At 38.0% G+C, this 24,580-nt stretch carries 21 protein-coding genes; 13 read left to right on the forward strand and 8 right to left on the reverse strand.

Features of this window, described 5'->3' with window-relative positions; all coding sequences use genetic code 11:
* Nucleotides 1-941: 941 nt before the first annotated feature.
* From LPB89_RS20085 to LPB89_RS20115, 7 genes are all read left to right on the forward strand, one after another.
* Nucleotides 942-3,860, forward strand: coding sequence for a S8 family serine peptidase (locus tag LPB89_RS20085; protein ID WP_230703426.1), 2,919 nt, complete (start codon nucleotides 942-944; stop codon nucleotides 3,858-3,860).
* Nucleotides 3,861-4,030: 170 nt separating this feature from the next.
* Nucleotides 4,031-5,071: a ligase-associated DNA damage response exonuclease gene (locus tag LPB89_RS20090; RefSeq protein ID WP_230703427.1), complete on the forward strand. Its 1,041-nt coding sequence runs from the start codon at nucleotides 4,031-4,033 to the stop codon at nucleotides 5,069-5,071.
* A gap of 184 nt (nucleotides 5,072-5,255) precedes the next feature.
* Nucleotides 5,256-6,857, forward strand: a complete 1,602-nt coding sequence (locus LPB89_RS20095) for an ATP-dependent DNA ligase (RefSeq protein WP_230703428.1) — start codon at nucleotides 5,256-5,258, stop codon at nucleotides 6,855-6,857.
* Between the two features lie 209 nt (nucleotides 6,858-7,066).
* Nucleotides 7,067-9,526 carry a ligase-associated DNA damage response DEXH box helicase gene (locus LPB89_RS20100; RefSeq protein ID WP_230703429.1) on the forward strand — a complete coding sequence of 820 codons (2,460 nt, stop codon included), beginning with the start codon at nucleotides 7,067-7,069 and terminating at the stop codon, nucleotides 9,524-9,526.
* A 2-nt stretch (nucleotides 9,527-9,528) separates the two neighbouring features.
* Nucleotides 9,529-10,164, forward strand: a complete 636-nt coding sequence (pdeM, locus tag LPB89_RS20105) for a ligase-associated DNA damage response endonuclease PdeM (RefSeq protein ID WP_230703430.1) — start codon at nucleotides 9,529-9,531, stop codon at nucleotides 10,162-10,164.
* Between the two features lie 31 nt (nucleotides 10,165-10,195).
* On the forward strand, nucleotides 10,196-11,305 hold the full coding sequence (locus tag LPB89_RS20110) for a catalase family protein (RefSeq protein WP_230703431.1): 1,110 nt from the start codon (nucleotides 10,196-10,198) through the stop codon (nucleotides 11,303-11,305).
* Nucleotides 11,306-11,416: 111 nt separating this feature from the next.
* Nucleotides 11,417-11,614 (forward strand): hypothetical protein, encoded by a 198-nt coding sequence (locus tag LPB89_RS20115; protein WP_230703432.1) that lies wholly within the window; start codon nucleotides 11,417-11,419, stop codon nucleotides 11,612-11,614.
* Between the two features lie 87 nt (nucleotides 11,615-11,701).
* Here the strand turns inward: LPB89_RS20115 and LPB89_RS20120 are convergent, their stop codons facing one another.
* From LPB89_RS20120 to LPB89_RS21990, 5 genes are all read right to left on the reverse strand, one after another.
* The gene (locus LPB89_RS20120) at nucleotides 11,702-12,388 is read right to left on the reverse strand and encodes an SRPBCC family protein (RefSeq protein WP_230703433.1); all 687 of its coding nucleotides are present in this window, start codon (nucleotides 12,386-12,388) and stop codon (nucleotides 11,702-11,704) included.
* Nucleotides 12,389-12,572: 184 nt separating this feature from the next.
* A complete protein-coding gene (locus LPB89_RS20125; RefSeq protein ID WP_230703434.1) occupies nucleotides 12,573-12,794 on the reverse strand; it encodes a YtxH domain-containing protein in 222 nt (73 codons plus the stop codon).
* 46 nt (nucleotides 12,795-12,840) lie between these two features.
* Entirely contained in the window at nucleotides 12,841-13,077 is a 237-nt protein-coding gene (locus tag LPB89_RS20130) for a hypothetical protein (RefSeq protein ID WP_230703435.1), read from the reverse strand.
* Nucleotides 13,078-13,326: 249 nt separating this feature from the next.
* Nucleotides 13,327-13,599 (reverse strand): hypothetical protein, encoded by a 273-nt coding sequence (locus tag LPB89_RS20135; protein WP_230703436.1) that lies wholly within the window; start codon nucleotides 13,597-13,599, stop codon nucleotides 13,327-13,329.
* Nucleotides 13,600-13,627: 28 nt separating this feature from the next.
* Complete coding sequence (locus LPB89_RS21990) at nucleotides 13,628-13,756, reverse strand: hypothetical protein (protein ID WP_255667786.1); 129 nt, start codon at nucleotides 13,754-13,756, stop codon at nucleotides 13,628-13,630.
* A 118-nt stretch (nucleotides 13,757-13,874) separates the two neighbouring features.
* Between LPB89_RS21990 and LPB89_RS20140 the strand changes: the two genes are divergently transcribed.
* The 4 genes from LPB89_RS20140 to ligD all read left to right on the forward strand — a co-directional run bounded on the left by LPB89_RS20140 (nucleotide 13,875) and on the right by ligD (nucleotide 19,632).
* Nucleotides 13,875-14,051, forward strand: coding sequence for a hypothetical protein (locus tag LPB89_RS20140; RefSeq protein ID WP_230703437.1), 177 nt, complete (start codon nucleotides 13,875-13,877; stop codon nucleotides 14,049-14,051).
* Nucleotides 14,052-14,184: 133 nt separating this feature from the next.
* Complete coding sequence (locus LPB89_RS20145) at nucleotides 14,185-16,338, forward strand: catalase (RefSeq protein WP_230703438.1); 2,154 nt, start codon at nucleotides 14,185-14,187, stop codon at nucleotides 16,336-16,338.
* A 30-nt stretch (nucleotides 16,339-16,368) separates the two neighbouring features.
* A complete protein-coding gene (locus LPB89_RS20150) occupies nucleotides 16,369-17,025 on the forward strand; it encodes a DUF6766 family protein (RefSeq protein WP_230703439.1) in 657 nt (218 codons plus the stop codon).
* Nucleotides 17,026-17,076: 51 nt separating this feature from the next.
* Nucleotides 17,077-19,632, forward strand: coding sequence for a DNA ligase D (ligD, locus tag LPB89_RS20155; protein ID WP_230703440.1), 2,556 nt, complete (start codon nucleotides 17,077-17,079; stop codon nucleotides 19,630-19,632).
* Here the strand turns inward: ligD and LPB89_RS20160 are convergent.
* From LPB89_RS20160 to LPB89_RS20170, 3 genes are read right to left on the reverse strand one after another with little or no spacing between them, the layout of a single operon-like run.
* Entirely contained in the window at nucleotides 19,629-20,405 is a 777-nt protein-coding gene (locus LPB89_RS20160; RefSeq protein WP_230703441.1) for a Ku protein, read from the reverse strand. The two genes, ligD and LPB89_RS20160, sit on opposite strands and share 4 nt — an antisense overlap.
* Before the next feature lie 22 nt (nucleotides 20,406-20,427).
* Complete coding sequence (locus LPB89_RS20165) at nucleotides 20,428-20,814, reverse strand: YidH family protein (RefSeq protein WP_230703442.1); 387 nt, start codon at nucleotides 20,812-20,814, stop codon at nucleotides 20,428-20,430.
* A 13-nt stretch (nucleotides 20,815-20,827) separates the two neighbouring features.
* Entirely contained in the window at nucleotides 20,828-21,199 is a 372-nt protein-coding gene (locus LPB89_RS20170) for an STAS/SEC14 domain-containing protein (RefSeq protein ID WP_230703443.1), read from the reverse strand.
* Nucleotides 21,200-21,560: 361 nt separating this feature from the next.
* Between LPB89_RS20170 and lepB the strand changes: the two genes are divergently transcribed.
* Together lepB and LPB89_RS20180 are read left to right on the forward strand one after the other, a co-directional pair.
* Entirely contained in the window at nucleotides 21,561-23,168 is a 1,608-nt protein-coding gene (gene lepB / locus LPB89_RS20175) for a signal peptidase I (RefSeq protein ID WP_230703444.1), read from the forward strand.
* A 147-nt stretch (nucleotides 23,169-23,315) separates the two neighbouring features.
* Nucleotides 23,316-24,191, forward strand: coding sequence for an alpha/beta fold hydrolase (locus LPB89_RS20180; RefSeq protein WP_230703445.1), 876 nt, complete (start codon nucleotides 23,316-23,318; stop codon nucleotides 24,189-24,191).
* Nucleotides 24,192-24,580 lie beyond the last annotated feature (389 nt).

Genomic DNA, 24,580 nt, shown 5'->3' on the forward strand with positions numbered 1-24,580 from the left:
GTAAATAATTATGAATTTAAAGTGATAATTGGAAATATAAATGATAAAATAGATTATTATATGTTATAATTTTTAAAATATGACCTGCAATTTTAAATTTATTAGTTCATACCATATCCTTAAGATGCCTAGATGCTTGCCGTTTTTATAATTTCGCAAACAAGTAGAATTCAAATAAATTTCTATAACTCATTTTGCAGATAGCGCTCTGATTTTTCGATCATCGATAAGATACACTTTAATGGGATTCCCTGCCAATTTCAATAATTTTAAATGACACAAAATAATTTTACTAAAATTTTAAATTTTTGTAGTCTTAAATTAAAAGGTAAAACAGTTTTTCGGTTTGAAAAAATGCTTTTCCTATTAGTGCACATTTCGTCAATGTAGCACCCGTATCTCAAAAAAATCTCATTTATGTTTTGATCAAAACCTGAGATTTTAAGTAATTTTTTTAATACAATCTGAAATCAATTGCGCTGTCAATTTCACAGATATCCTTCGGTAAGATAATCTGCACAGCATTTTGATTTTTAGACCGGCTTCAGAAATCAATTAATTATCTGAATTTACTGTCAATTTTGTTCATTTTTTTAATAATTATCAAGCGATTTTGTTAAAATTAAGAATTTTCCTCTAAAATACATAATGTGTTTTAAATCAGGTATTTATACGCTATTTCAACATCACTTCTTTTACGAATTTTAGCATAACTAAAATTAATCTTACAATTAAAAACACTTTTTGTAAATAAAGTTCAGCAAACCTGATTTTATAAAACGACAGTTTTTACCATAATTTTTATTAACCCTTAAAACCACAATTATGAAAATGCAAAAAAATGTAATCATTCCGTTTTTTGGAATGTTTACGACCAGAAGCCCTCCTTATTTTTTATGAGATTTTAAAATTTTAAAATACAAACCATTAAATCTAATCACATGAAAAAATTATACAAAATTATTTTCCTTTGTGTATGTGGAATAACCTATTCACAGACTCAAAATGATATTGAAACAATCAGGTCTAACAGTAATGTACCGGAACTGGAAACGCTGAGCGAACAATACAAATCTGAAGCAGCCGCGAAAAAAGAAAGAGCCTTCGCTTTAGCTAAAACAAACGGTTGGAGCATTACATTCACTAATAAAGACGGGACAGTAAGCGAACTGATGGATGTAACGCCAGACGGAAAAAAACCAGTTTATTTTACCCCTGATAATGTAAATGCCGCCAAATCTACCAGAGCAAATTTTTTGAATTCAGGCGGTGGATTAGGTCTGAACCTTAACGGGCAATCGATGACTGCTTATGTCTGGGATGGAGGAGCTACACTGCCGACGCATAATGAATTTGGCGGAAGAGTTTCCATTCTTGATGGTGTAACTCTCCTGACAACCAATAATAACAGCCAGCATGCGAATCACGTTACCGGAACTATTGTTGCAGCAGGTGCTGTAGCAGCAGCAAAAGGAATGGCCACTCAGGCAAATGCAAGAACCAATGAATGGAATAGCGATTTAGGTGAAGCTACTGCAGCCGCTAATACTGGCGGAATGCTATTGTCCAATCATTCTTATGGATGGCTAACCGTAGATGGATTGGGCAATGTTCTGATTGATCCCTGGCAGTTTGGTGCTTACCAGACCATTGCAAGGCAGTGGGACAACGTTATGTTTAATGCCCCTTATTACCTAATGGTGAAAGCCGCAGGAAATGACGGGCTGGATAATAGCTCCAATCCAAGTCCGTTGGGAGGCAACGTAGGTTATGACAAACTTACCGGAGCGGCTACCAGCAAAAACAATCTGGTTATTGCCAATGCCAACGATGCGGTCATTAATGCTACTACAGGAGCTTTAACAAGTGTAACAATCAACACGTCAAGCAGTCAGGGACCTACAGATGATTTAAGGATAAAACCGGATCTTGCAGGTAACGGAACCTCAGTATATTCAACAGCTACCCTTACATCAACACCGACACCTTTGACAAACAGCAGTTATGGTAATGCAACAGGAACTTCCATGGCGTCTCCAAATGTTACCGGAACTTTACTTTTATTACAGCAGCATTATAAAAATTTAAAAGGTAATTTCATGCGTGCCGCAACATTGAAAGGATTAGCATTGCATACTGCAGATGATGCCGGAGTTACAGGTCCTGATGCTAAATTTGGCTGGGGGTTACTAAATGCCAAATTTGCAGCGGAAACCATTACCAAAAACGGAACATTTGCTATTATTCAGGAACATACCTTGCCAAACGGAAGTACCTACAGTTTTCCTGTAACCTCAGATGGTGTAAATCCGTTAATTGCTTCTATATCGTGGACTGATCCTGCCGGAACAGCCAATTTGGGAAGTATTGTAAATGTAAATACCGCCAGACTTGTAAATGACCTTGATATCAGGGTAACCAATTCAGCAGGTACAGTTCTTCCGTACAGACTGCTCTCGGCTACAGTAAACGGACTGGGCGATAATACCAGAGATCCCTTCGAACGCATTGCGATTACAGGAGCAGCAGGCAATTATACCGTAACGATTAGCCATAAAGGCACTTTGGTAAACGGCAGTCAGAAATATTCTGTAATCGTGACCGGTATCACAGTTCCTATTGCTGATTTATACATAAAAGACAGACCATTTGATACCGGTATAGAACCGAACCCGGATTCAGGTCCGATGTGGATCAGTGATGACATTTGGGTAAGACAAAATACAGACGCCGGACTAACACATGAAAATCCGGAATATAAAACAAGTTCACCTAATGCAGTATACATAAGAGTGTACAATAAAGGAACAAATCCGAGTTCATCAGCAAAAGTAAAACTCTACTTTGCAAAAGCGTCCTCGGGATTAACCTGGCCGACTAATTTTGTAAATTTCAGTATAGGAACTGTTAAACATGGTGACGAAATCGGAGAAGTGAGTATCCCGTCTATAGTGCCGGGCGGCAGTACAATTGTGATGGTACCGTGGTATCCGCCAAATCCGGCCGATTTTACAAATGATATACATCATTTTTGTTTGACAGCCAGAATTGAATCACCAAGGGATCCAATGCCAAATGAAGTAAATAACATCTCCATTGGTGCCAATGTCAAAAACAACAACAACATCGCATGGAAAAACCTGAGTGTGTATAATTTAAATACAACAGATTTTGTGGCGCCTACAGCAGTATTTATAAGAGGAATTAAATCGAAATTAATCAATATAAAATTCGTTGATAAAGGATTTAATGAAGAACTTAAAAATAATTTCTTTGAATTGGGAGGTACAATTGAAGCGACGCTGGACGAACGCTTATTCGAAAGAGCACAATCCAACGGAAGCCTGAAAGGAGTGAAAATTTTGGATAAAAATAAAATCCTGATCAGCTCCAGAGATGCATCGATTGCTAATTTACCAATCGGTATCGGAGAAACTTTCAGCATAAAATTCGATTTCAGAGTAGCCAAGGATTTTCCGGACGATCAGCAGATCACCTTAGACCTTGTTCAGGAAGATGCTCAGAAAGGAGAGCTTGAAGGAGGAGAACGTTTTGCCCTGGTAAAAGCAGAGAAGCCTAAAAAAGAGTCCAGTGAAATAATGCTTAAAGAGGCAGCAGAATCGGGAGTAATTACCATTTATCCGAATCCTACTGATGGTATCTTTACCATAAATGTAAACAATGACCAAAAGGGAACTTTAAAAATAATCAATATGTACAACGGAGTTGTTTTTGAAGAAAAAAACAGCAAACAACCGGAATTTCATGTCAATATTGCCAAACAGATCCCTGGAATTTACATTGTCCAGTTTACCTCTGAAAGCGGAGTTGTAACGACCAGAAAAATCATTAAAAAATAATTTACTATTCTTTTGACCTACGTGGAAAAGCAGCCTTCGGGCTGCTTTTTTAGTTTCTCAAATAGTGCTGAATACACAGTATTTATTGAAGTTTTGTAATAAAGAATACTAAATCCTGTAAAATTTTATAAGCAGATATTTGCTAATTTTAGGAATCTGAAAATTACAAAATGAATCCTCCACTACTAGCTTTTAACGATAAAGGAATCTACTGCCAGCAGGCCGATGTCTATCTTGATCCGTGGCGTCCGGTAACCAACGCCATTATTACCCACGGTCATGCTGATCATTCGCGCTGGGGGCATAAAAATTATATCACGCATCATACCAATGTACCCATCATAAGACACCGCCTGGGAGAGATCAATGTGACAGGAAAAGACTGGAACGAAACATTTACCATAAACGGCGTTACATTCTCACTGCATCCCGCAGGACATATCATCGGATCGGCTCAGATTCGCGTAGAATATAAAGGCGAAATCTGGGTTTTTACGGGGGATTATAAAACTGAAGATGACGGAATCTCTGTTCCTTACGAAGTGGTAAAATGCCACTCTTTCATAACCGAATGTACTTTCGGACTGCCTGCTTTCAAATGGACGCCGCAGGCCGAAGTCATGACAGACATCAACAATTGGTGGGCAGAAAACCGGGCGGAGGGAAAAACCTCTGTTCTTTTTGGATATTCGCTGGGAAAAGCACAGCGATTGCTAAAATACTTAGATACCGATATCGGTAAAATATATACGCATGGCGCAATAGAAAATATGACCAATGTCTTAAGACCGCTGGTCGATTTCCCGCCAACCACCCGAATAACTTCAGAAGTAAAAAAAGAAGATCTGTTAGGCAGCATTGTACTGGCTCCGCCAAGTGCCCACGGAAGTACCTGGATCAGGAAAATGACGCCTTTCGTTACCGGATCTGCCAGTGGATGGATGGCTTTTCGCGGGGCAAGACGCCGACGTGCAGTAGATCGCGGATTTGTACTGAGCGATCACTGCGACTGGACTGGATTACTTGAAAGTATAAAAGCAACCGGTGCCGAAAAGGTAATTTCAACCCATGGCTATTCGGATATTTTCTCGAAATACCTTCAGGAGTTAGGCTATGACGCCCGTACAGCCCACACACAATACGAAGGAGAAGCGGGGGAAATGGAGGTTAAGAAAGAAGATGAGGAAGAGAATATCGGGAAAAGAGTATAGAACATAGAATATAGAATATAGAGTATAGAATATAGAATAGGAAAGAAAAGAGCAAAGAATAAAAAGTAGACAAAATAATATAGAGTAAGGTAAGATTATAAATTATCCAGCAATCTTGTTTCTGCTGTCTATACTCTATATTCTATATTCTTTCATCTCCAACAAATAACTTAACGTTACGAAAATGAAAAACTTTGCCGAACTTATAAAAACACTGGACAGTTCTAATAAAACTTCGGTAAAAGTGGATGCTTTAACGAATTACTTCCGCAATGCCAGTGATGAAGATAAAGTCTGGACCATTGCGATTCTTTCGCACCGTCGTCCGCCAAGGCCTGTCAATACTACTTTATTGCGATTATGGGCCAATGAACTTGCCGGTATTCCGCTTTGGCTTTTTGAGGAAAGTTATCATATCGTAGGCGATCTTGCCGAAACCATTGCACTGGTAATTCCGACTACAAAAGAACATTCCGACAGAAGCCTGACCGAATTTTTACAGGAAATCATAGCCTTAAAAAAGAAAACAGACATAGAGAAAAAAGAGTATCTCCAAACCAACTGGCTGGCTTTAAATTATTATGAACGCTTTGTTTTTACAAAACTAATCACAGGAAGTTTCAGGATTGGAGTAAGTCAGAAGTTAATGACGAGGGCACTTTCAAAAGCCGAAAATATTGATGAAGATGCTTTGGCTTATAAATTAATGGGCGACTGGAATCCCAATAAAATCTCATTTCAGGAATTGATTCTGGACGAAAAAAACAGCGACTATTTATCGAAACCCTATCCGTTTTATCTGGCGTATCCAGTGGAAGGAGAACCTTCTAATCTCGGAAATGCGGAAGACTGGAGTGCCGAACATAAATGGGATGGTATTCGTTCCCAGACCATTATCCGTGAAAACGAAATGTATGTCTGGAGTCGCGGCGAGGAATTGGTTACGGACAAATATCCTGAATTTGCCGCTTTCATAGGAGTGATTCCGGATGGGACAGTTATCGACGGTGAAATTCTTCCCTTTATAGATAATGAGATAGGAACTTTCAATGATCTTCAGACCAGAATCGGACGAAAAACGGTTTCTGCGGCCATCCTGAAAAAAGCACCGGTTATTATAAAAGCGTACGATTTATTAGAATGGAAAGGAGAAGACATCAGAAATCTTCCTTTTGAAGAACGGCGTGTCCTGTTAGAACAATTATATGAAGATATCAAACACCATGAAATTCCGCTGCAGCTTTCCGAAAGGGTAAAATTTTCAGACTGGGAAGAATTAACAGCAGAAAGACTCCGTTCCCGCGAAATGAAAAGCGAAGGACTGATGTTGAAACGAAAGGATTCACCGTATTCGGTAGGACGAAAAAAAGGAGACTGGTGGAAATGGAAAATAGAACCTTTAGTTATCGATGCCGTTTTGACCTACGCCATGCGCGGACATGGACGGCGCTCGAACTTGTTTACCGATTATACTTTTGCCCTGTGGCAGCAAAATGAAAATAACGAACGCGAATTAGTCACGTTCGCCAAAGCTTATTCCGGCTTAACGGATGCCGAATTCAGAATGGTCGATGACTGGATCAAGAAAAACACACTGGAACGATTCGGACCTGTGCGAAGCGTAACACCGCAATTGGTTTTCGAAATTGGCTTTGAAGGAATCGCGCTTTCAAAAAGACATAAAAGTGGCATCGCAACGCGGTTTCCAAGGATTCTGAGATGGCGTCATGATAAAAAAATGGAAGAGGCCAATTCGATTGAAGATTTAAAAAGTATGATTGTATAGCTGTAAAATAGCACGCGGATAGAACGGATTTTTTGCATTTTTTGTCATTTCGACGAAGGAGAAATCACACGAGAAACTCCGCAACTAAAGTCGCTAATCTTTGTTGAATTTCGAATGCGATTTACTTGTCTGTTCGCTATCGTTCTGATTTCCTGCGACGAAAGGACAGGATTATGGCTATAAAAAATAATTTAAAGGATTAAAATAAAATGAACAGAGAACAGCTTTTTACCGTAGCAAATGATTGGTTTCATCAACAGGGTTGGAAACCTTTTCCGTTTCAGACGCAGACCTGGACGGCTTTTTTGCAGGGTAAAAACGGTCTTCTGAATGCCCCGACAGGCAGCGGAAAAACCTATGCACTCTGGCTGCCGATTGTTTTAAACTACATTAAAAAAAATCCTAATTATAAAACGAAACATACGCCCGGACTCAAAGCCATCTGGATTACGCCGCTGCGGTCCCTTTCGGTAGAAATCAAACAGGCTGCCGAACGTGTTGTGCTGGATCTGGAAACCAAAATGACTGTCGGAATCCGTTCCGGGGATACGTCGGCCAGTGAAAGGGCCAAGCAAAAAGGAAAAATGCCCGATTTACTGGTCACTACTCCCGAAAGCCTGCAATTACTGCTGGCAACCAAAGGCTATGACAAAATTTTTGGCAATTGCGAAGCGATTGTAATTGATGAATGGCACGAATTGCTGGGCACCAAACGCGGTGTACAGACCGAACTGGCTTTATCACGATTAAAAAAAATAGCACCCAATTTGCGTATTTGGGGAATTTCGGCCACTATAGGCAATTTGCAGCAGGCACAGGAAGTTTTACTCGGAGTGGATTCAGAAGCGTATCACAACTCGGTTTTGATTAAGGCAGTCATTCACAAAAAAATAAAAGTCATTTCTATCATTCCCGATAAGATGGAAACCTATCCCTGGCGTGGCCATATGGGGCTGCATCTGATTGACGAAGTTGCGAAGATTATTAAAGCCAGTAAAACAACACTCATTTTTACAAATGTACGTTCAGCCTGTGAAATCTGGTTTCAGCGCTTACTCGAAAAATATCCGGAGTTTGCTGGGGAAATGGCCATGCATCACGGCAGTATCAGCCGCGAAACCCGCCTTTGGGTCGAGGATGCGATTCGCAATGAAGAACTGAAAGTCGTCGTTTGTACCTCAAGCCTGGATCTGGGTGTTGATTTTGCGCCAGTTGAAACGATTATTCAGGTAGGAGGACCAAAAGGCGTTGCCCGTTTTTTGCAGAGAGCCGGACGAAGCGGACACCAGCCCGGGAAAGAAAGTGTGATTTACTTTCTGGCTACCCATGCTATTGAATTAATTGAAGCTTCGGCCTTAAAAAAAGCAGTCGAAGATAATGTTATCGAAGACCGGGTGCCGTATCTGAACAGCTGGGATGTGTTGGTACAGTATCTCAATACGCTTGCCGTGTCAGACGGATTTTATCCTGACGAAATTTACGAAGAAGTGAAGGGAACATTTTGTTATCAGGCCATGACGGAAGAGCACTGGAAGTGGATCCTGAATTTTATTTCAAACGGAAGCCAGAGTTTACAGGCATATGATGAATATAAAAAAGTAGATGTAGAGGAAGACGGACGTTTTAAAATCAACAGCCGTCTGATTGCCATGCACCACAGAATGCAGATCGGAACAATCATAGGCGATTCGGTTTTGAATGTGAAATACATGAGCGGCGGTTATATCGGAACCATTGAAGAGTGGTTCATCACCAAATTAAAACCGGGGGACACTTTTATTTTTGCCGGTAAACGACTCGAATTATTCAAAATTCGGAACATGCAGGTTTTGGTGCGAAAAGCAGATCCGAAAAAAATATCAAAAGTAGTAAGCTGGATGGGAGGCCGAATGGCACTTTCGGCACAAATGAGTGAATTGCTCCGACAGGAATTATACCGCGCCAATACGGATAATCTTTCGCCGGAATTAAAAGCCCTTCAGCCATTATTTACAAGACAGCGAAAGGAATCTATTGTACCTAAAGCAGATGAATTTTTAATAGAGACTTTTAAAACAAGGGAAGGATATCACGCTGTTTTTTATCCGTTTGAAGGACGCTTTGTACACGAAGCTCTGGCAAGCTTACTGGCCTATAGAATTAGTCTGTTGGTATCGATTAGTTTTTCACTGGCGTACAATGATTATGGATTTGAATTGCTTTCGGACCAGGAAATCAATATGCAGGAAGTCCTGGATAATAATTTATTTTCGACAGCGTACGTTCATGATGATTTGCAAAAGAGCCTGAATGCCACCGAAATGGCCAGAAGAAAATTCAGGGACATTGCCGTGATTGCGGGATTGGTTTTTACAGGCTTTCCCGGAAAAATGGTCAAAACAAAGCATTTGCAAAGCGGTTCCCAGTTGCTGTTTGAAGTTTTTCGGGATTACGAACCCGATAATTTATTATTTCAGCAGTCGTATCGGGAAACCTTCGAACACCAATTGGAAGAAGGCCGTCTGATTATGGCTTTGGAGCGAATTCAAAATCAGGAAATTGTGTGGAAATCCTGTGCAAAACCCACACCATTCAGTTTTCCGTTGATTACCGACAGATTAAGAGAAAAGCTTTCGAGTGAAACATTAGCAGAACGAATTAAAAAAATGACCGCTTCCTACATGAAATAATTATGAAAATAACAATACAAGATCAGACATTCGTTTTACATCCAAGTGGCGCTTTATTTTGGGAAGACAAAAAATGGCTCCTGATTTCTGATGTACATCTGGGTAAAGTATCACATTTCAGGAAACACGGTGTTGCCATCCCTAACAATGCGATTGCAGAAAACTTCAACAGGCTGACAGCGGTAGTCGCATTTTTCAGTCCCGAAAAAGTGATTTTTCTGGGCGATTTATTCCACAGCTCCAAAAATCAGGAGTGGGATTTATTTGAAGAATGGGTTTCCTGCTGTGTCAGTGAAATTACCCTTATTGCCGGAAATCACGATATTATTAATAAAAAACATTATACCGATATTCACATAGACGTGTTGCAATTCCTTGAAATTGATGGCTTTTTACTAACACACCATCCAAAGGAAAACAAAGGCTGGTTTAACTTTTCAGGACATATTCATCCCGGAGTTACCCTGCGGGGTTTAGGCGGCCAGTCTTTAAAACTTCCCTGCTTTTTCCAGAAAGAAAATCAGATGATTTTACCTGCTTTCGGAGAATTTACAGGTAAACATATCATGAGACCGGAACAGGGCGATCTTATTTATGCAATTGCGCGGGATGAAATTGTGATTGTCAACAGTAAATAACTTAGAACCAATTAAAAAACAATAATAAATTATGGAAGCGTCAGCAAATTATATACGTTACAGTGAAAATATAGAGGTGAAACAACCGGACGAAGACGAAATCAATCAGAAAATTGTAGACTCCATGGCAAGGATAAACCGGCTGATGTATGAAAAATACCGTCATGCCATTCGCGATGCACATGCCAAAAGTCACGGAATCCTGAAAGGGGAATTGAAAATATACGATAATCTTCCGGAGCATTTAGCACAGGGATTGTTCCGCGAGCCCAAAACCTATCCGGTTATCATTCGCTATTCTACGGCACAAGGCGCTATTGTACCGGATAAGATGTCCGCATTTAGGGGAATGGCCATAAAAATTATCGGAGTAGAAGGAGAAAAATTACTGCCGGACCTTGCCAATGCACTGACCCAGGATTTTCTGTTGGTAAATTATCCTGTCATCCCAACCGGTACCATAAAAGAATACCTGAAGTTGCAGGAAGGACTCGAAAAACAGGCAGAAAGTGGCGAACTGTTTCAAAAAATAGAACAGCAGGTTGCGGTTGGGGTACAAAATGTACTGGCTGCCGTGGGACTTGCAGACGACACAAATACGCTGAGCGCACCGGGGCCTCATATTTTAGGTGATACGTATTTTAGTATGGCAGCGATTCGGTACGGCGATTATGTGGCCAAAATCAATGTAAAACCGCTTTCAGAAAATGTAAAAGAAGTATCGGGCAAAAAAATAGATAAAGAAGAAATCGAAGCAGATGAAAATGCTTTTTTAACCAAACTGATTTCGGATTTTTTTAAGTCCGATACAGCAGAATATGAAATGTGTGCACAACTTTGCACAAATCTGGAAACTATGCCTGTTGAGGATGGTTCAGTACAATGGCCGGAAGAACAAAGTCCCTATCAGCCCATTGCTAAACTGACTATTTTGCCTCAAAATACGTTTAGTCCCGAACGCAGGGTGTATGCCGATGATGTTTTGAGTTTCAATCCGTTTCACTGTCTGCCGGAACACCGTCCGTTGGGGAATATCATGAGGGTTCGAAAATTAGCCTATGAAACGTCAAGCAGGTACAGGCATCATATGAATGCACAGCCAAGGACTGAACCGGTGGGAATTGATGAGCTTCCGGATTAATTATTTGATTAATAAAGTATTATATAAAAAAATAGCAGAATCATATAACAAAATCGGCTGTGAAGATTCTAAATTTGATACATAAATTAGTATTAATTAAAAACCCATATTATGAAAACGTCATTGAAATCAAAAATTGCAATCGTTGTTGTAATTGCAGGGCTTTCGTTCTCCTGTAAAACTAAAGATACAACCCCGGTTGACGAAAATACTACGTATGAAACAGATTCTGCAGCGACCACTATTGACAGTACACAAACGCCGGTAGATACTACAACTGTTGATACCACAAAAACTGTAACGCCTTAATAAACGTTACCATTTTGAATTAGTAAATAGAAAAAAGCCAGCAATGATTTCTCACTGCCGGCTTTTTTAGTTCTTAAAAACTAATTTTTAGTTATGACCGGATTCCAGATAGGTTTTTAGGTTCTGAACATCATCATTTACTATTTTCTCAAAAAACGGGTTTAGCAATTTGGCGGCGCTTTCACCTGCAATTCCCAGAGGCGCACGATATGAAATGGTGATATCAAGTTCTGTTGCTTTTCCTTTTTGTTTAAAAACCACTTTTCCTACATTTTCAACAGACGCATCTGCTAAAGAATGCCAGCTCAAAAGTCTTTCTTTTTCATCTTTTATGATTTCTGCTTTCCAGGTCAGTTTACCGATTCCGGCCGGACCTTTGGCAACCCATTCCGAAGTGGTAGCGTTGATGGCTTTTACAGATTCCAGGTGGTTCATAAATTTAGGAAGGTTTTCCAGGTTTCTCCAGAATGCATATACTTCGCTCACCGGTTTATTAATCACACTGCTTACTCTGATATTCACATTATAAGCTTTGTCATTTTTCAGATGATCCACGGCATCGTAGACAGGACAATATCCGCTGATTCCTCTTAGGAGCATGGATCCGCCGAGCGTACTTTTTGTGATGTTTTTCTCTTTTTTGGCGAGGCCATTGTATAACAGATAGGCGCCGCTGGTTACCATAATGATTCTTTCAAATGTTGAAACATTATTTTTTAAATTGGGAGTATGTTCCTTTAAAAATTTTGCAGGACTGTTTGTTCTTGTTTCCATGATTTTATTTTTTGAAATTATTATTTTTTATTTTCAATTTTAAAATTACCTATAAATCAACAGGATAGCCTTACAGGATCTTTTGTTGATTTTACAAGATTTCATTTGAAAATCTGTATAAAAGAAAAATCCATTGTAATGAAAATTTCAGTTACAATGGATTTTTCGTAAGGCGTTATTTTTATTATACAGGCTGATTGGCAGCACCGGTGTTAGGTGTGTTTTTGCCTGTAAGATCTCCTGTAAAATCGGTTATTTTATCTTTTAAGTTGTTTAGATAATCCGATTTAAGATCTGCTAATTTGTTTCTTAGATCTTCTCCTTTTTCCGGAGCAAATAAAACTCCTATTGCTGCTCCTATTGCAACTCCTGTAAGCAATGTGCATACTAATTTACCTGATTCCATGATGTTTATTTTTAAGGTTAATGTTCAATTTTATTTAATTTATATACTAATCGGTAGCATATTTTTCGTTGTCGTTTATTTCAAAATCAGGATTCTGATCAGAATCATAATCATTCTCAAAACGGTATTCTTTTTCTTTTTCGGCCTGGGTCAATTCGTATTTCAGTAAATCTTCATTATAACCCGTATTAGAGTTATTCTGATCGTCTGTGTAATCCGCTTCGTATTCATCGTTGCGGCTGACCTGATTAATTTCCGTCCAGTTATTTATATTGATGTTCATTTTATTTATTTAAAGTGATTAATTGCTATTTCAAAAAACATTAAATGTATCTTTTACAAATTTGCAATTTTACTGACGTAATTACTTTACATAACTTTTGCAAATTTTTATACTATTTTAATTATGAGGGTATTATGAAGGGAACTGGTCTTATTTTGAATAAAGGAAGACTGTCTTAAAAAGTTTTAAAGCATTAAAAAATAAATAAGCCCACAACCTGTATGAATAAAAGCTGTGGGCTTACCTTTTTTATAGGTCTCTGTCTTTTCTCAGAGGGTTTCTTCGATTTTCGTCATCATAATTTTCATCATTCTGATTCATATCATCTTCACGGTTTTGACCGGTTCTCCTGTTTTCCTGATCACTGTCCGGAGAATTTATATCCCTGTCATTTTCATCATAACGGTTTGGATTTGTATCCATTTTTTCAGATTGTCCCTCATTTCTCTGGTTGGTCTGATTTGATTCCTCGTTGTAATTACGATCATCCCGATCATAATTACGGTTTTTGTTTTCTTCCATAATTAATTGTTTAAAAGTGTTTATTAATTTACTTTTTAGCAGGGCTTTTTTTCACAGCTTTACCGGCATCTTTTCCTGAATTTTTATCAGTACTGCTTTTGCCTGCTGTTTTTTTATCTGCCATTTTTTTTCCGTCATTTACATTTGTTGTGTTCATGATTTTTAATTTTAAATGATTACAATTCCAAAATTAGAATTTATGATTTTCTTTATTTTATAGAATTATAATTTGTAATTATATAATTATCAGTGTTCTATATTGTTAATTTCGTAAAATGCAGCCTATACAAGGAGAAGAGATTTTAAAAGGCAATACAACTTATAAGAAAAGAATAAAATATAAAATGACGGATTTTGAAAAAGAAGCAGGCTCCGTTTTAAATTTTTGCATAAAAAGAGTTTTTGTAGGGTATTGTTATAGGATAAAAAAAGATATGATTAGATTACTGTAGTATAAATAGCTGTTAACGAATAAATTGGTTGCTTCTAATATTATAAGATTCACTTGTAATTATGTAAGTGCTTCCGCTTTGGCTCTTTTTAAATTTGATAGCTTAAATTATCTAATTTTCTAAAGCTAAAAAGATGAAAAAAACCGACAAAACAAATCCGACCGGATCAGACGCAAAACAACAGGATTTAAATTTAAATAAATCAGATGCGAGCGATCAGTTTTTAACAACCAATCAGGGAGTTAAAATAAATGATAATAATAACAGTCTAAAAGCAGGCGAAAGAGGACCTTCCTTACTGGAGGATTTTATTCTTCGTGAAAAAATCACCCATTTTGATCACGAGCGTATTCCGGAAAGAATTGTTCATGCCAGAGGTTCTGCGGCTCATGGTTATTTCGAATTGTACAAATCACTGGAGCAATACACTAAAGCAGAATTTTTGAATGACACCAGTATCAAAACACCTGTTTTTGTGCGATTCTCTACCGTTGCAGGTTCGCGTGGTTCGACCGATTTAGCACGTGATGTACGTGGATTTTCGGTTAAATTTTATACACAACAGGGAAACTATGATTTGGTAGGAAATAATATGCCTGTATTTTTTATTCAGGATGCGATGAAATTTCCGGACCTGATACATGCTGTAAAACCGGAACCACACAACGAAATGCCACAGGCAGCTTCTGCGCACGATACCTTTTGGGATTTTATTTCCCTGATGCCGGAATCGATGCACATGATTATGTGGGCCATGAGTGATCGTGCTATTCCGAGAAGTTTAAGAATGATGGAAGGTTTTGGAGTTCACACATTCCGTTTTATAAACAGCAATAACGAATCACATTTTGTAAAATTTCACTGGAAACCAAAATTAGGAACCCATGCTGTGGTGTGGGATGAAGCACAAAAAATTTCAGGAAAGAATTCTGATTTTCACAGACAGGATTTATGGGAAGCAATAGAGACCGGTAATTTTCCGGAATGGGAACTGGGCGTTCAGATAATCCCGGAAGCCGACGAACATAATTTTGAGTTCGATTTACTGGATCCAACCAAATTGGTTCCGGAAGAACTGGTTCCGGTGACAATTATCGGAAGAATGGTTCTGGATAAAAATCCGGATAATTTCTTTGCCGAAACAGAGCAGGTGGCTTTTCACCCCGGACATGTGGTACCCGGAATTGATTTTACAAATGATCCCTTATTACAAGGAAGATTATTCTCTTATACCGATACGCAATTATCAAGATTAGGAAGCCCTAATTTTCATGAAATCCCCATCAACAGAACAGTAGCTCCAATGCACAATAACCAGCGTGACGGACATATGCGTCAGGAAGTAAATACGGGGCGTGTGGCTTATCATCCGAATTCACTTGGAGGTGGATGTCCTTTTCAGGCAAAAATCGATGAAGGTGGGTTTGTGAGTTTCAATGAAAGAATCGATGCGCAGAAAGTACGAGAGAGAAGTACCAGTTTTGCAGATCATTTTAGCCAGGCTACACTTTTTTACAACAGTCAGACGCCTGTTGAACAAAATCATATTATCAAAGCACTTCGTTTTGAATTGGGTAAAGTTGAGACTACTGCCATACGAGAAAGAACACTTGGACTTCTGTCTAAAGTGGACAAAACACTTGCAGAAAAAGTAGCAAAAGGATTGGGATCTACAGTTCCTTCGACTTTAGAAAAACCAATTAATCACGGTGTAGGTGCCGATGCCAATGACAATCAGGAACCTACTACGGTAAAACAGTCTTTAGAAAGTTCTGATGCCCTGAGTATGCTTAAAAACAAAACACTTTCCAATACAATTGCAACGAGACAAGTTGCCTTTTTATGTGCCGATGGTGTTAGCGCAGCGTCAGTAAATGCCATGAAAACTGCCCTTGAAGCGGCAGGGGCACAAGCCAAAATTGTGGCTCCTCATTTGGGAACCATAACTGCTGAGGAAGGTGATACTATTGTAGTAGATCAGAGTTATCAGATCGCGGCTTCCGTGTTGTTTGACGCAGTCTTTGTTCCTGCAGGGGAAGGTATCCTGACGTTAATGGATATTCCGGAAGTTCCTGAGTTTATTAATGATTCTTTCAAACATTGCAAATTCATTGCCGCTGAAGGTGAGGGGACAGATATCCTTTCGATTACGAATGCAAAAGTAAAGGATCATAACGCAGATGAGGGAGTGCTTACAAGTGAGAAAAAGGGTGAGAAAAATTTCGCCGGTACTTTCATTAAAATGATGGGGAAACATCGTTTTTGGGAAAGAGAAAAATTAGTATAAAACAATAGTATTTCATTTCTACATTTTATCATGAAAAAAATCATTTACCAAAATAGTCTGTCCCTGGTTTTTATACTATTATTCATAGGAGCTTTCCTCGGACAGACTCTTTTTGGTATTGACGAATACAACAAAGAGCTGACAGAAAACGGAGGTCATGCAGTCACGATGTACGAGTACCTGAGCAGCGGACACTTTATTGAATCTACTTTTGAGAATTGGGAAAGCGAATTTTTACAAATGGGTTTGTTTGTGTGGTTTACTATTTTTCTAAGACAAAAAGGATCCTCCGAATCCAAAAAATGTGAGGGAAAAGAAGAAGTCGACCGTGAGCCATCCCCAAAACGCAAAGATGCACCCTGGCCCGTAAAAAAAGGCGGAATCTGGCTAAAACTCTACCAATCCTCTCTGACACTGAGTTTGTTTGTATTGTTTATTGCCTCTTTTGTCCTTCACTTGTACGGAAGTTTAAAAGATGAAAATACAATGAACCTTTTAAAGGGAAAACCGGAAGTTTCACTTTCAGCTTATCTGGGCGAATCCCGCTTTTGGTTTGAATCGTTCCAGAACTGGCAAAGTGAATTTCTTTCCGTATTTGCCATCATTGTGTTGTCCATTTTTCTGAGACAAAAAGGCTCTTCGCAATCCAAACCTGTAGATGCACCGCACAGTGAAACAGGAGAATAACAAAGACGCTTATTGTTATGCAATGGAAGTTTAATTAATGAATAAAAAGCTATGTCACTTCTAAAATACAATCAAAAGAGAAATTTTAACGATACTGCTGAGCCGAAAGGGCAGGTGGGACGATCTGAAAATCAATTGATTTTTGTGATTCAAAAGCACGCTGCTTCCCATTTGCATTACGATTTTCGATTGGAAATGGATGGTGTGCTGAAAAGCTGGGCGGTTCCAAAAGGGCCTTCTTTAGACCCTGAAATCAAACGCCTTGCGATGATGGTAGAAGATCATCCGTACAGTTATAAGGATTTTGAAGGTGCTATTCCGGAAGGAAATTACGGTGCCGGAAATGTAATTGTCTGGGATAACGGAACGTACCTGCCAGCTGACGAGGATTATAAAGGCACAGCCGAAAAAAAACTGCTGGCAGATCTTAAAAAAGGACATTTGAGTTTTACCTTAAAAGGAAAAAAGCTGAAGGGAAATTTTTCTCTGGTCAAATTAAAAGGCAAACAGGAAAATGCCTGGCTGCTTATTAAAAAAGAAGATAAATATGCCACAACAGAAGATGTTCTCAAAAAAGACAAGTCGGTTATTTCCAAACGTAGTCTGGATACGTTAGAAAAAAAAGCAGCCAAAGAAAAAACAGTTTCCAAAAAAGCAGCTGTAAAGCCACACGCAGCGGCTGAAAAAAAAAACACTAAGAAATCAGTTATAGGATTTAAAAAGCCAATGCTCGCTGGCCTGACAGAAAAACCTTTTGATGATCCGGACTGGATTTTCGAAAATAAATTCGATGGTTACCGCACAGTTGCAGTGATTAAGGAAGAGGATGTACAGCTTTTCAGCAGAAATCAGATTTCATTCACTAAAAATTTTCAGCCTGTAACCGATGAATTAAAAAAAATAAACCATGAAGCCATTCTGGATGGTGAAGTGGTGGTGGAAGATGAATCAGGTCGCTCCGATTTCCAATTACTGCAAAATTATCTAAAAACAGGAAAAGGGAAATTAAAATTTTATGTTTTTGATATTCTAAATCTGGATGGAAATGATACGACTAATTTAACGTTACTGGAACGAAAAGTATTGCTGAAAATGCTGGTCTCTAAATCTAAATTTTCGAATATCATTTATTCGGAACATATCGGGGAAAAGGGAATTGAATTTCTCGAAGTTGCGGCAAAAAAACAAAGCGAAGGCATAATCGCTAAAAAAGCAAACAGTTTATATACGATTGGAAAAAGAACGGGAGAGTGGCTTAAAATAAAACTATCGCAACAGGAAGAGGCGATTATAATTGGGATCACCGAGCCCAAAAATTCACGTACCCATTTTGGTGCCTTGTTATTAGGGCAGTATGAAGAAGGTAAACTGAAGTTTATCGGTAAATGCGGAACCGGTTTTTCGCAGGAAGTCCTGAAAGAATTACATTCTAAATTTGAACCGTATTTTACAGATCAATCTCCGCTGGAAGAAAAAGTACCGCTTCGTGATACGATACAATGGATCAAACCCAAATTTATCTGTCAGGTTAAATTTTCGGAATGGACGCAGGACAACAATCTTCGTCAGCCCGTATATCTTGGACTGAGAGTCGATAAATCACTTAAAGAAGTTGTTTTTACCGGAAAGAAGAAAGACACTATCATTAAAAAGAACGAAAAAATGGAAAAGACCAATATAGCAGAAGAGCATAAGGAGAAAAATTTTGATTTGAAAGTTGGGAAAACTACCCTGCATTTAACCAATCAGAATAAAATTTATTTTCCAAATGACGGAATAACCAAAGGCGATATTGTTGCGTATTACAATGAAGTTGCCGATTTAATGCTGCCCTACCTGAAAGACCGCCCGGAATCGATGTACCGTTTTCCTAACGGAATCGAACAATCCGGTTTCTATCAGAAAGATGTTGATGATGATAAAATTCCGTCCTGGCTTAAAACCAAAAAGATTTTTTCTGAATCTACCAATTCCGATATCGATTATCTGATCTGCAATGACAAAGCAACCTTATTGTATATGGCCAATCTGGGCTGCATCGACATTAATCCGTGGAATTCAACTACCAAACATATTGATAATCCGGATTGGGTGGTGATTGATATTGATCCCGAAAAGGACGACTTTAAAGAAGTTGTAAAAGTGGCACTAATGGTAAAAGAAGTCATGGATGAATTTGAATCGGAATGTTACTGTAAAACTTCCGGTGCTTCGGGACTTCACGTATATATTCCGCTGGGAGCAAAATATGATTATGATTCCGTAAAATTATTTGCTGAACTTATTGCTCATGAAGTTCATACGAGATTGCCGGAAACAACAAGCTTAGAACGTTCCATCAAAAAAAGGGATCACAAAATATATATCGATTACCTGCAAAACCGAAAAGGACAGACCCTTGCAGCGCCCTATTCCGTGCGGCCAAAACCAGGTGCGACCGTTTCTACACCGCTGGAATGGAGTGAGGTAAATGAAAAGTTATCCCCTTCACAATTTACAATCAAAAATGTATTAAAACGATTTGAGAAGAAAGGCGATTTATGGAAACCCGTTTTGGGAAAAGGTGCCGATATCAAAGCAATAATTAAGAAAAGTTCCCAGGCCTAGGAACTTTTCTTCTTTTTGTTTTGGAGACTTGCTTTAAGCATTTCCATTAAATCGTCATTTTGTTTATGAACAACTTTTAGTTTTGGAGGAGCCTGTTTTTTTCCTTTGGCTTTATCCTTAATAATTTTAAGCAGTTTAGCGGTGTACTCATCTTTATAACTGGTAATGTCAAATTTTTCGGTAAGCTGTTCGACCAGTTTATTCGCCATATCCATTTCTTTGACTTTTGTTTTGGATACAGCCGGAAGTTTAAGTTCAGAAGTATCCCTGATTTCCTGCTGAAAACGGATCCGGTTTAGAACGATCACATTTTTATATGGTTTTAAGATCGCCAGACCTTCCTTATTTCGCATAACGAAACTGGTGACGCCAACCTTACCGGAAGACTCCAGGGCATCACGCAATAAAGCATACGCTTTCATGGCCCCTTTGTCCGGTTCGAGATAATACGGCTGCTCGTAATAAAGGCTGTCAATTTCTTTTTCGTGTGTAAAGCTGAGAATATCGATGGTTTTTGTTTTTTCAGCATCGGCAGCTTCAAAATCTTCATCGTCGAGAATTACATATTTGTCCTCTATTTTGTAGCCTTTTACGATATTGCCGTACGCAACTTCTTTTCCGGTACTTTCATTCACTCTTTTGAATTTAATATTGGAATGATCATTTTTATCCAGCATATCCATATCTAAGGTACTTTCCTGTACAGCGGAAAATAATTTCACGGGGATATTAATTAATCCAAAACTAATTGCACCTGTCCATATCGCTCTCATAATAATTAATTTTAAAATTTATTTAATCGTAAGACGCAGCGATCAGATACCCAATTAAGGCAATGCTCATAAAAGACAGCGTCATGGTAATAAAAGTCAGCAGTCGGGTAGAATATTGATAACTGCCCTGCTGCAAAAGTTTTATAGTATGCATGTATCGGAAATACGACAGTATGATGGTCAGTGCACCTGCAATAAGAAGTCCAATTCCGAGATAAATACTCAAATTGCTGCCCGGTAAAGTAGTATCAGGCAGGAATTTTTCGGGTAGTTGTTTTATAAATAAAGAAAACTTGACCGCGACGAAACCAAAAACCATTATACCAATACCAGTTCGTATCCAGGCCAATAAAGTTCTTTCATTTGACTGATACTCCTTCATCATCTGTTCATCATTCTTTGGTGCCATTGGTATAATTGTATTAAAGTGTCTCTTCAGAAACCCAGATCAGGGCCTCATCATATTCTTCTTTTTTAAAACCTTTAAATTCACCCGGAATCAGATAACTGAATCCGTTGGTAAACGAAATTATCGTATCAGAATCCGTAACGATGGCCGCCCTGTTCCATTTTCCAATGTTTTTCAGCCCAAGCATCGCATCCTGAACCCAGGCTCCTGTGGTGAAATTTTCTAATTCAGTATCCAGGACCAACAGGAAATTAAGATGGTTAATCTGTTGGATCACACGATTTACTTCGGGAATTACAACATTTTGAAAGTGTTCTTTGGTAACTTCTCCGGTGGCACGAAAGGCCGCTATATTATTTGGGGTATCAGGTATTACTTGTATCATTTTATATTTTTTATATTTTTAAATAAAATTAGTTAACACTGCATTTCTCTGCTTACACTTAAAAAGTTAAATCTTACAAAATCGTAATGCTTTTTTTCTGAAGGTGCTGAGGGACTAAGGTTCTTAGGTGCTGAAGTTTTTTACTGGTAGGGCTCAATAGTATATTTTTTCGATCAGGAGAGTTATACTAAACTCCTGCCTGATTCTTGTTTGTGTACGTAGGAGTACATTTTATAGGACTGTTCCTGTAACATAATGAATAAAAAACTACCTATAGAGGGAAGTGAACGGGTAGTACAGGAATTACATTTTAAGAAGGCTCACTTCGAACTCAAATTTTTATAACTAAAAAAGGAAAAAGATGAATGTATCAGAATGGCTCATTTTTATTTTAATCATGCAAATTGTTCATGGACTCTCAACCTGGAAACTTTATAGAAAGGCAGGCAGAAAAGCGGTCGAAGCATTTATACCGGTCTATAATTTGGTAATTCTCATGAAAATCATCAATCGTCCCCGTTGGTGGTGTATTTTACTTTTTGTACCTATTATCAATCTCATCATGATTCCGGTAGTCTGGGTAGAAACAATTAGAAGTTTTGGAAAGAATTCCACATTGGATACCCTTCTGGTTGTATTAACATTGGGTTTTTACATCACTTTTTTAAACTATACCTCCGAAAAACTGACTTACATTGAGAATAGGGACCTGAAGTCCCCGACAAAAACGGGTGACACGGTAAGTTCTCTTTTATTTGCAATTATTGTAGCCACATTGGTTCATACATATGTGATACAGCCGTTTACAATTCCCTCTTCTTCATTAGAAAAAACATTATTAATCGGGGATTTTTTATTTGTAAGTAAAATTAATTTTGGTCCCAGAACACCCATGACTACCGTTGCATTGCCAATGGTGCATGATTCAATTCCTTTTTTAGGTGTGAAATCGTATTTGTTTAGTGATGATGTGACTAAAAAAGAAACCTCATTATTAAACAAGTTTCAGTTACCGTATTTTAGGTTCCCTGCCATAGAAAAAATTGAACGTAATGAAATTATAGTATTTAACCAGCCTGCAGACACTTTGCGCGATATGGATAATTTTAATCCGGACAGAAATTACTATAAACCTATTGATAAAAAAACAAATTTAGTAAAACGATGTGTAGGGATACCGGGAGATTCTCTTGAAATCAGGGATGGGGATATTTACATTAACGGAAAAGTAAGCCAGTTGCCGGAAAGTGCGAAACCACAGTTTAATTTCTTTGTGGACACAAAAGGAGAAACAATTTCTCAGGATGCCCTTGTAAACCGATATGGGGCGAGAGAAGGCTTAAAATATGAAAATGGAGATTTTGCGCTCACAGACAAAGGGCAATATTTTTTGACATTAACAGATAAAGAAGCTGCTTTACTGGCGAATAACCCAACCGTAAAAAGTGTAAAGAAATACATAGCACCAAAGGGAACAGACGGGCAGGTGTTTCCTCATATTCCCTCACTGGGCTGGAACATCGATAATTTTGGTCCTGTTTATATTCCTAAAAAAGGAGTGACGGTCAAATTAGATATAAAGACGCTTCCTTTCTATAAAAGAATTATACAGGAATACGAAAATAATACGCTGCAAATTAAAGGAGATAAAATTCTCATCAATGGAAAAGTAAGCTCTGCTTACACTTTTAAACAGGATTACTACTGGATGATGGGTGACAACCGCCAAAACTCTTTAGATGCAAGATTCTGGGGATATGTGCCCTTTGATCACGTAGTCGGTAAACCGGTATTTATCTGGTTTAGCTGGAATAAGGATGGAAGTGGAATTAATAAAGTAAGATGGAATCGCGTTTTTTCTGTAGTGAATGGAAATAGCGAACCTAAATCGTATCTCATTCACTTTTTAATCCTGATCGCTTTTTATGTTATAGGTAAAAAAGTCCTAAAGAAAGTAAGGAAAGAATAATAGGTATTGTCGAAAAATAACCTTGGGGCAGCTTGTATTTTATTGGAATCATTATTTTATTTCCTATATTCGTTTCATCAGAAAATACACTAATTTATGGCTTCGGCCTCGCGCAGTCATGAATATTAACGAACAAAACTATTCTTTATGAAAAAAAGATTTCAATTAGTAGTCCTATTTATGGTGATTTCATTTTGCAGCATCATAAATGCTCAGGTTAAAATGAATTTTAAATTTAATACACCCTATGGTGAAAATAAAGCGGTTGGAAAATATGCGGAAATAAATGGTGCTAAAATCTACTACGAGGAATATGGAAATGGAGAGCCTTTATTGCTGATTCACGGAAATGGGGGAAGCATTAATTCCATGGGAAACCAGATTGATTATTTTAAATCGAAATACAGGGTCATTATTGCGGATAGCAGGGGACAGGGAAAATCAGAGATGAAAACAGATTCACTGACTTATGTGCAAATCACAAAAGACTGGGAAGGTTTAGTGAATCACCTTAAATTAGATTCGATCAGTATTATCGGATGGAGTGATGGTGGAATTGTCGGATTGGAAATGGGTATTTCCGGTAAAACAAAAATAAAGAAAATTGTCGCGATGGGTGCCAATTTAAGACCGGATTCAACAGCTGTGAAGGACTGGGCCGTTAAAGAAGTTAGCAAACACAAAAAAGAAGTTCTTTTAAAAATTAAGGAAAAAGATGCTACCCAAAACTGGAACGTTGAAAAGCAGATGCTGGGCCTTTTAGGAGACCAGCCTGATATTCCGGTTACGGATTTAGCAAAGATAAAAGCAAAAGTTTTAATTATGGCGGGCGATGAAGACATCATTAAAAACAAACACAGTCTAGAAATCTATGAAAATATCCCAAAAGCACAATTGAATATAATGCCTGGAGAAACCCATTTTGCACCGGCGTCAAATCCGGTCCTGTTTAACGAAATTGCCAGTAAATTTTTATCAGAACCCTTTAAAAGGCCCGATTCGAACTGGACCAAATGGAAATAATAAGACTTACGTTTAAAAAAAACGTTAATTATTTAAATAAAACTACTATAAAGAGAGTTGAAATAGCCCTATTTCAGCTCTTTTTTGTTGGTGGTTTGCTGAAATGGTAAATGACGACTTTCACTTTTTAAATAGTACAGATGAAGCAATTACGGATAAATTGATATAAGATTTTTCGATTGTTATAGAAATGTGATAAGTTTTAGCTATTTGTTAATAGAGAATATCAGTTTTACTTTAAAAGGTAATTGTCGTACTTTTAATACTTTTATAACTCTTTTATTTTTTGTCGGACAGACTAATAAATGAAAGACTTTATATTTTCTGGTGTCTTTATGGACACCGTTAATCTGATTTTAATTACATGCATGGTTTATAAAATTTGATTA

It is taken from the genome of Flavobacterium sp. ENC, from assembly GCF_020991415.1.
Classification (GTDB): domain Bacteria; phylum Bacteroidota; class Bacteroidia; order Flavobacteriales; family Flavobacteriaceae; genus Flavobacterium.

Excerpts from the sequence above, each read along its gene's own strand:
- LPB89_RS20085 (WP_230703426.1), top strand. The coding sequence starts at position 942 with ATGAAAAAATTATACAAAATTATTTTCCTTTGTGTATGTGGAATAACC.
- LPB89_RS20090 (WP_230703427.1), top strand. The coding sequence starts at position 4,031 with ATGAATCCTCCACTACTAGCTTTTAACGATAAAGGAATCTACTGCCAG.
- LPB89_RS20095 (WP_230703428.1), top strand. The coding sequence starts at position 5,256 with ATGAAAAACTTTGCCGAACTTATAAAAACACTGGACAGTTCTAATAAA.
- LPB89_RS20100 (WP_230703429.1), top strand. The coding sequence starts at position 7,067 with ATGAACAGAGAACAGCTTTTTACCGTAGCAAATGATTGGTTTCATCAA.
- pdeM (WP_230703430.1), top strand. The coding sequence starts at position 9,529 with ATGAAAATAACAATACAAGATCAGACATTCGTTTTACATCCAAGTGGC.
- LPB89_RS20110 (WP_230703431.1), top strand. The coding sequence starts at position 10,196 with ATGGAAGCGTCAGCAAATTATATACGTTACAGTGAAAATATAGAGGTG.
- LPB89_RS20115 (WP_230703432.1), top strand. The coding sequence starts at position 11,417 with ATGAAAACGTCATTGAAATCAAAAATTGCAATCGTTGTTGTAATTGCA.
- LPB89_RS20120 (WP_230703433.1), bottom strand. The coding sequence starts at position 12,388 with ATGGAAACAAGAACAAACAGTCCTGCAAAATTTTTAAAGGAACATACT.
- LPB89_RS20125 (WP_230703434.1), bottom strand. The coding sequence starts at position 12,794 with ATGGAATCAGGTAAATTAGTATGCACATTGCTTACAGGAGTTGCAATA.
- LPB89_RS20130 (WP_230703435.1), bottom strand. The coding sequence starts at position 13,077 with ATGAACATCAATATAAATAACTGGACGGAAATTAATCAGGTCAGCCGC.
- LPB89_RS20135 (WP_230703436.1), bottom strand. The coding sequence starts at position 13,599 with ATGGAAGAAAACAAAAACCGTAATTATGATCGGGATGATCGTAATTAC.
- LPB89_RS21990 (WP_255667786.1), bottom strand. The coding sequence starts at position 13,756 with ATGAACACAACAAATGTAAATGACGGAAAAAAAATGGCAGATAAAAAA.
- LPB89_RS20140 (WP_230703437.1), top strand. The coding sequence starts at position 13,875 with ATGCAGCCTATACAAGGAGAAGAGATTTTAAAAGGCAATACAACTTAT.
- LPB89_RS20145 (WP_230703438.1), top strand. The coding sequence starts at position 14,185 with ATGAAAAAAACCGACAAAACAAATCCGACCGGATCAGACGCAAAACAA.
- LPB89_RS20150 (WP_230703439.1), top strand. The coding sequence starts at position 16,369 with ATGAAAAAAATCATTTACCAAAATAGTCTGTCCCTGGTTTTTATACTA.
- ligD (WP_230703440.1), top strand. The coding sequence starts at position 17,077 with ATGTCACTTCTAAAATACAATCAAAAGAGAAATTTTAACGATACTGCT.
- LPB89_RS20160 (WP_230703441.1), bottom strand. The coding sequence starts at position 20,405 with ATGAGAGCGATATGGACAGGTGCAATTAGTTTTGGATTAATTAATATC.
- LPB89_RS20165 (WP_230703442.1), bottom strand. The coding sequence starts at position 20,814 with ATGGCACCAAAGAATGATGAACAGATGATGAAGGAGTATCAGTCAAAT.
- LPB89_RS20170 (WP_230703443.1), bottom strand. The coding sequence starts at position 21,199 with ATGATACAAGTAATACCTGATACCCCAAATAATATAGCGGCCTTTCGT.
- lepB (WP_230703444.1), top strand. The coding sequence starts at position 21,561 with ATGAATGTATCAGAATGGCTCATTTTTATTTTAATCATGCAAATTGTT.
- LPB89_RS20180 (WP_230703445.1), top strand. The coding sequence starts at position 23,316 with ATGAAAAAAAGATTTCAATTAGTAGTCCTATTTATGGTGATTTCATTT.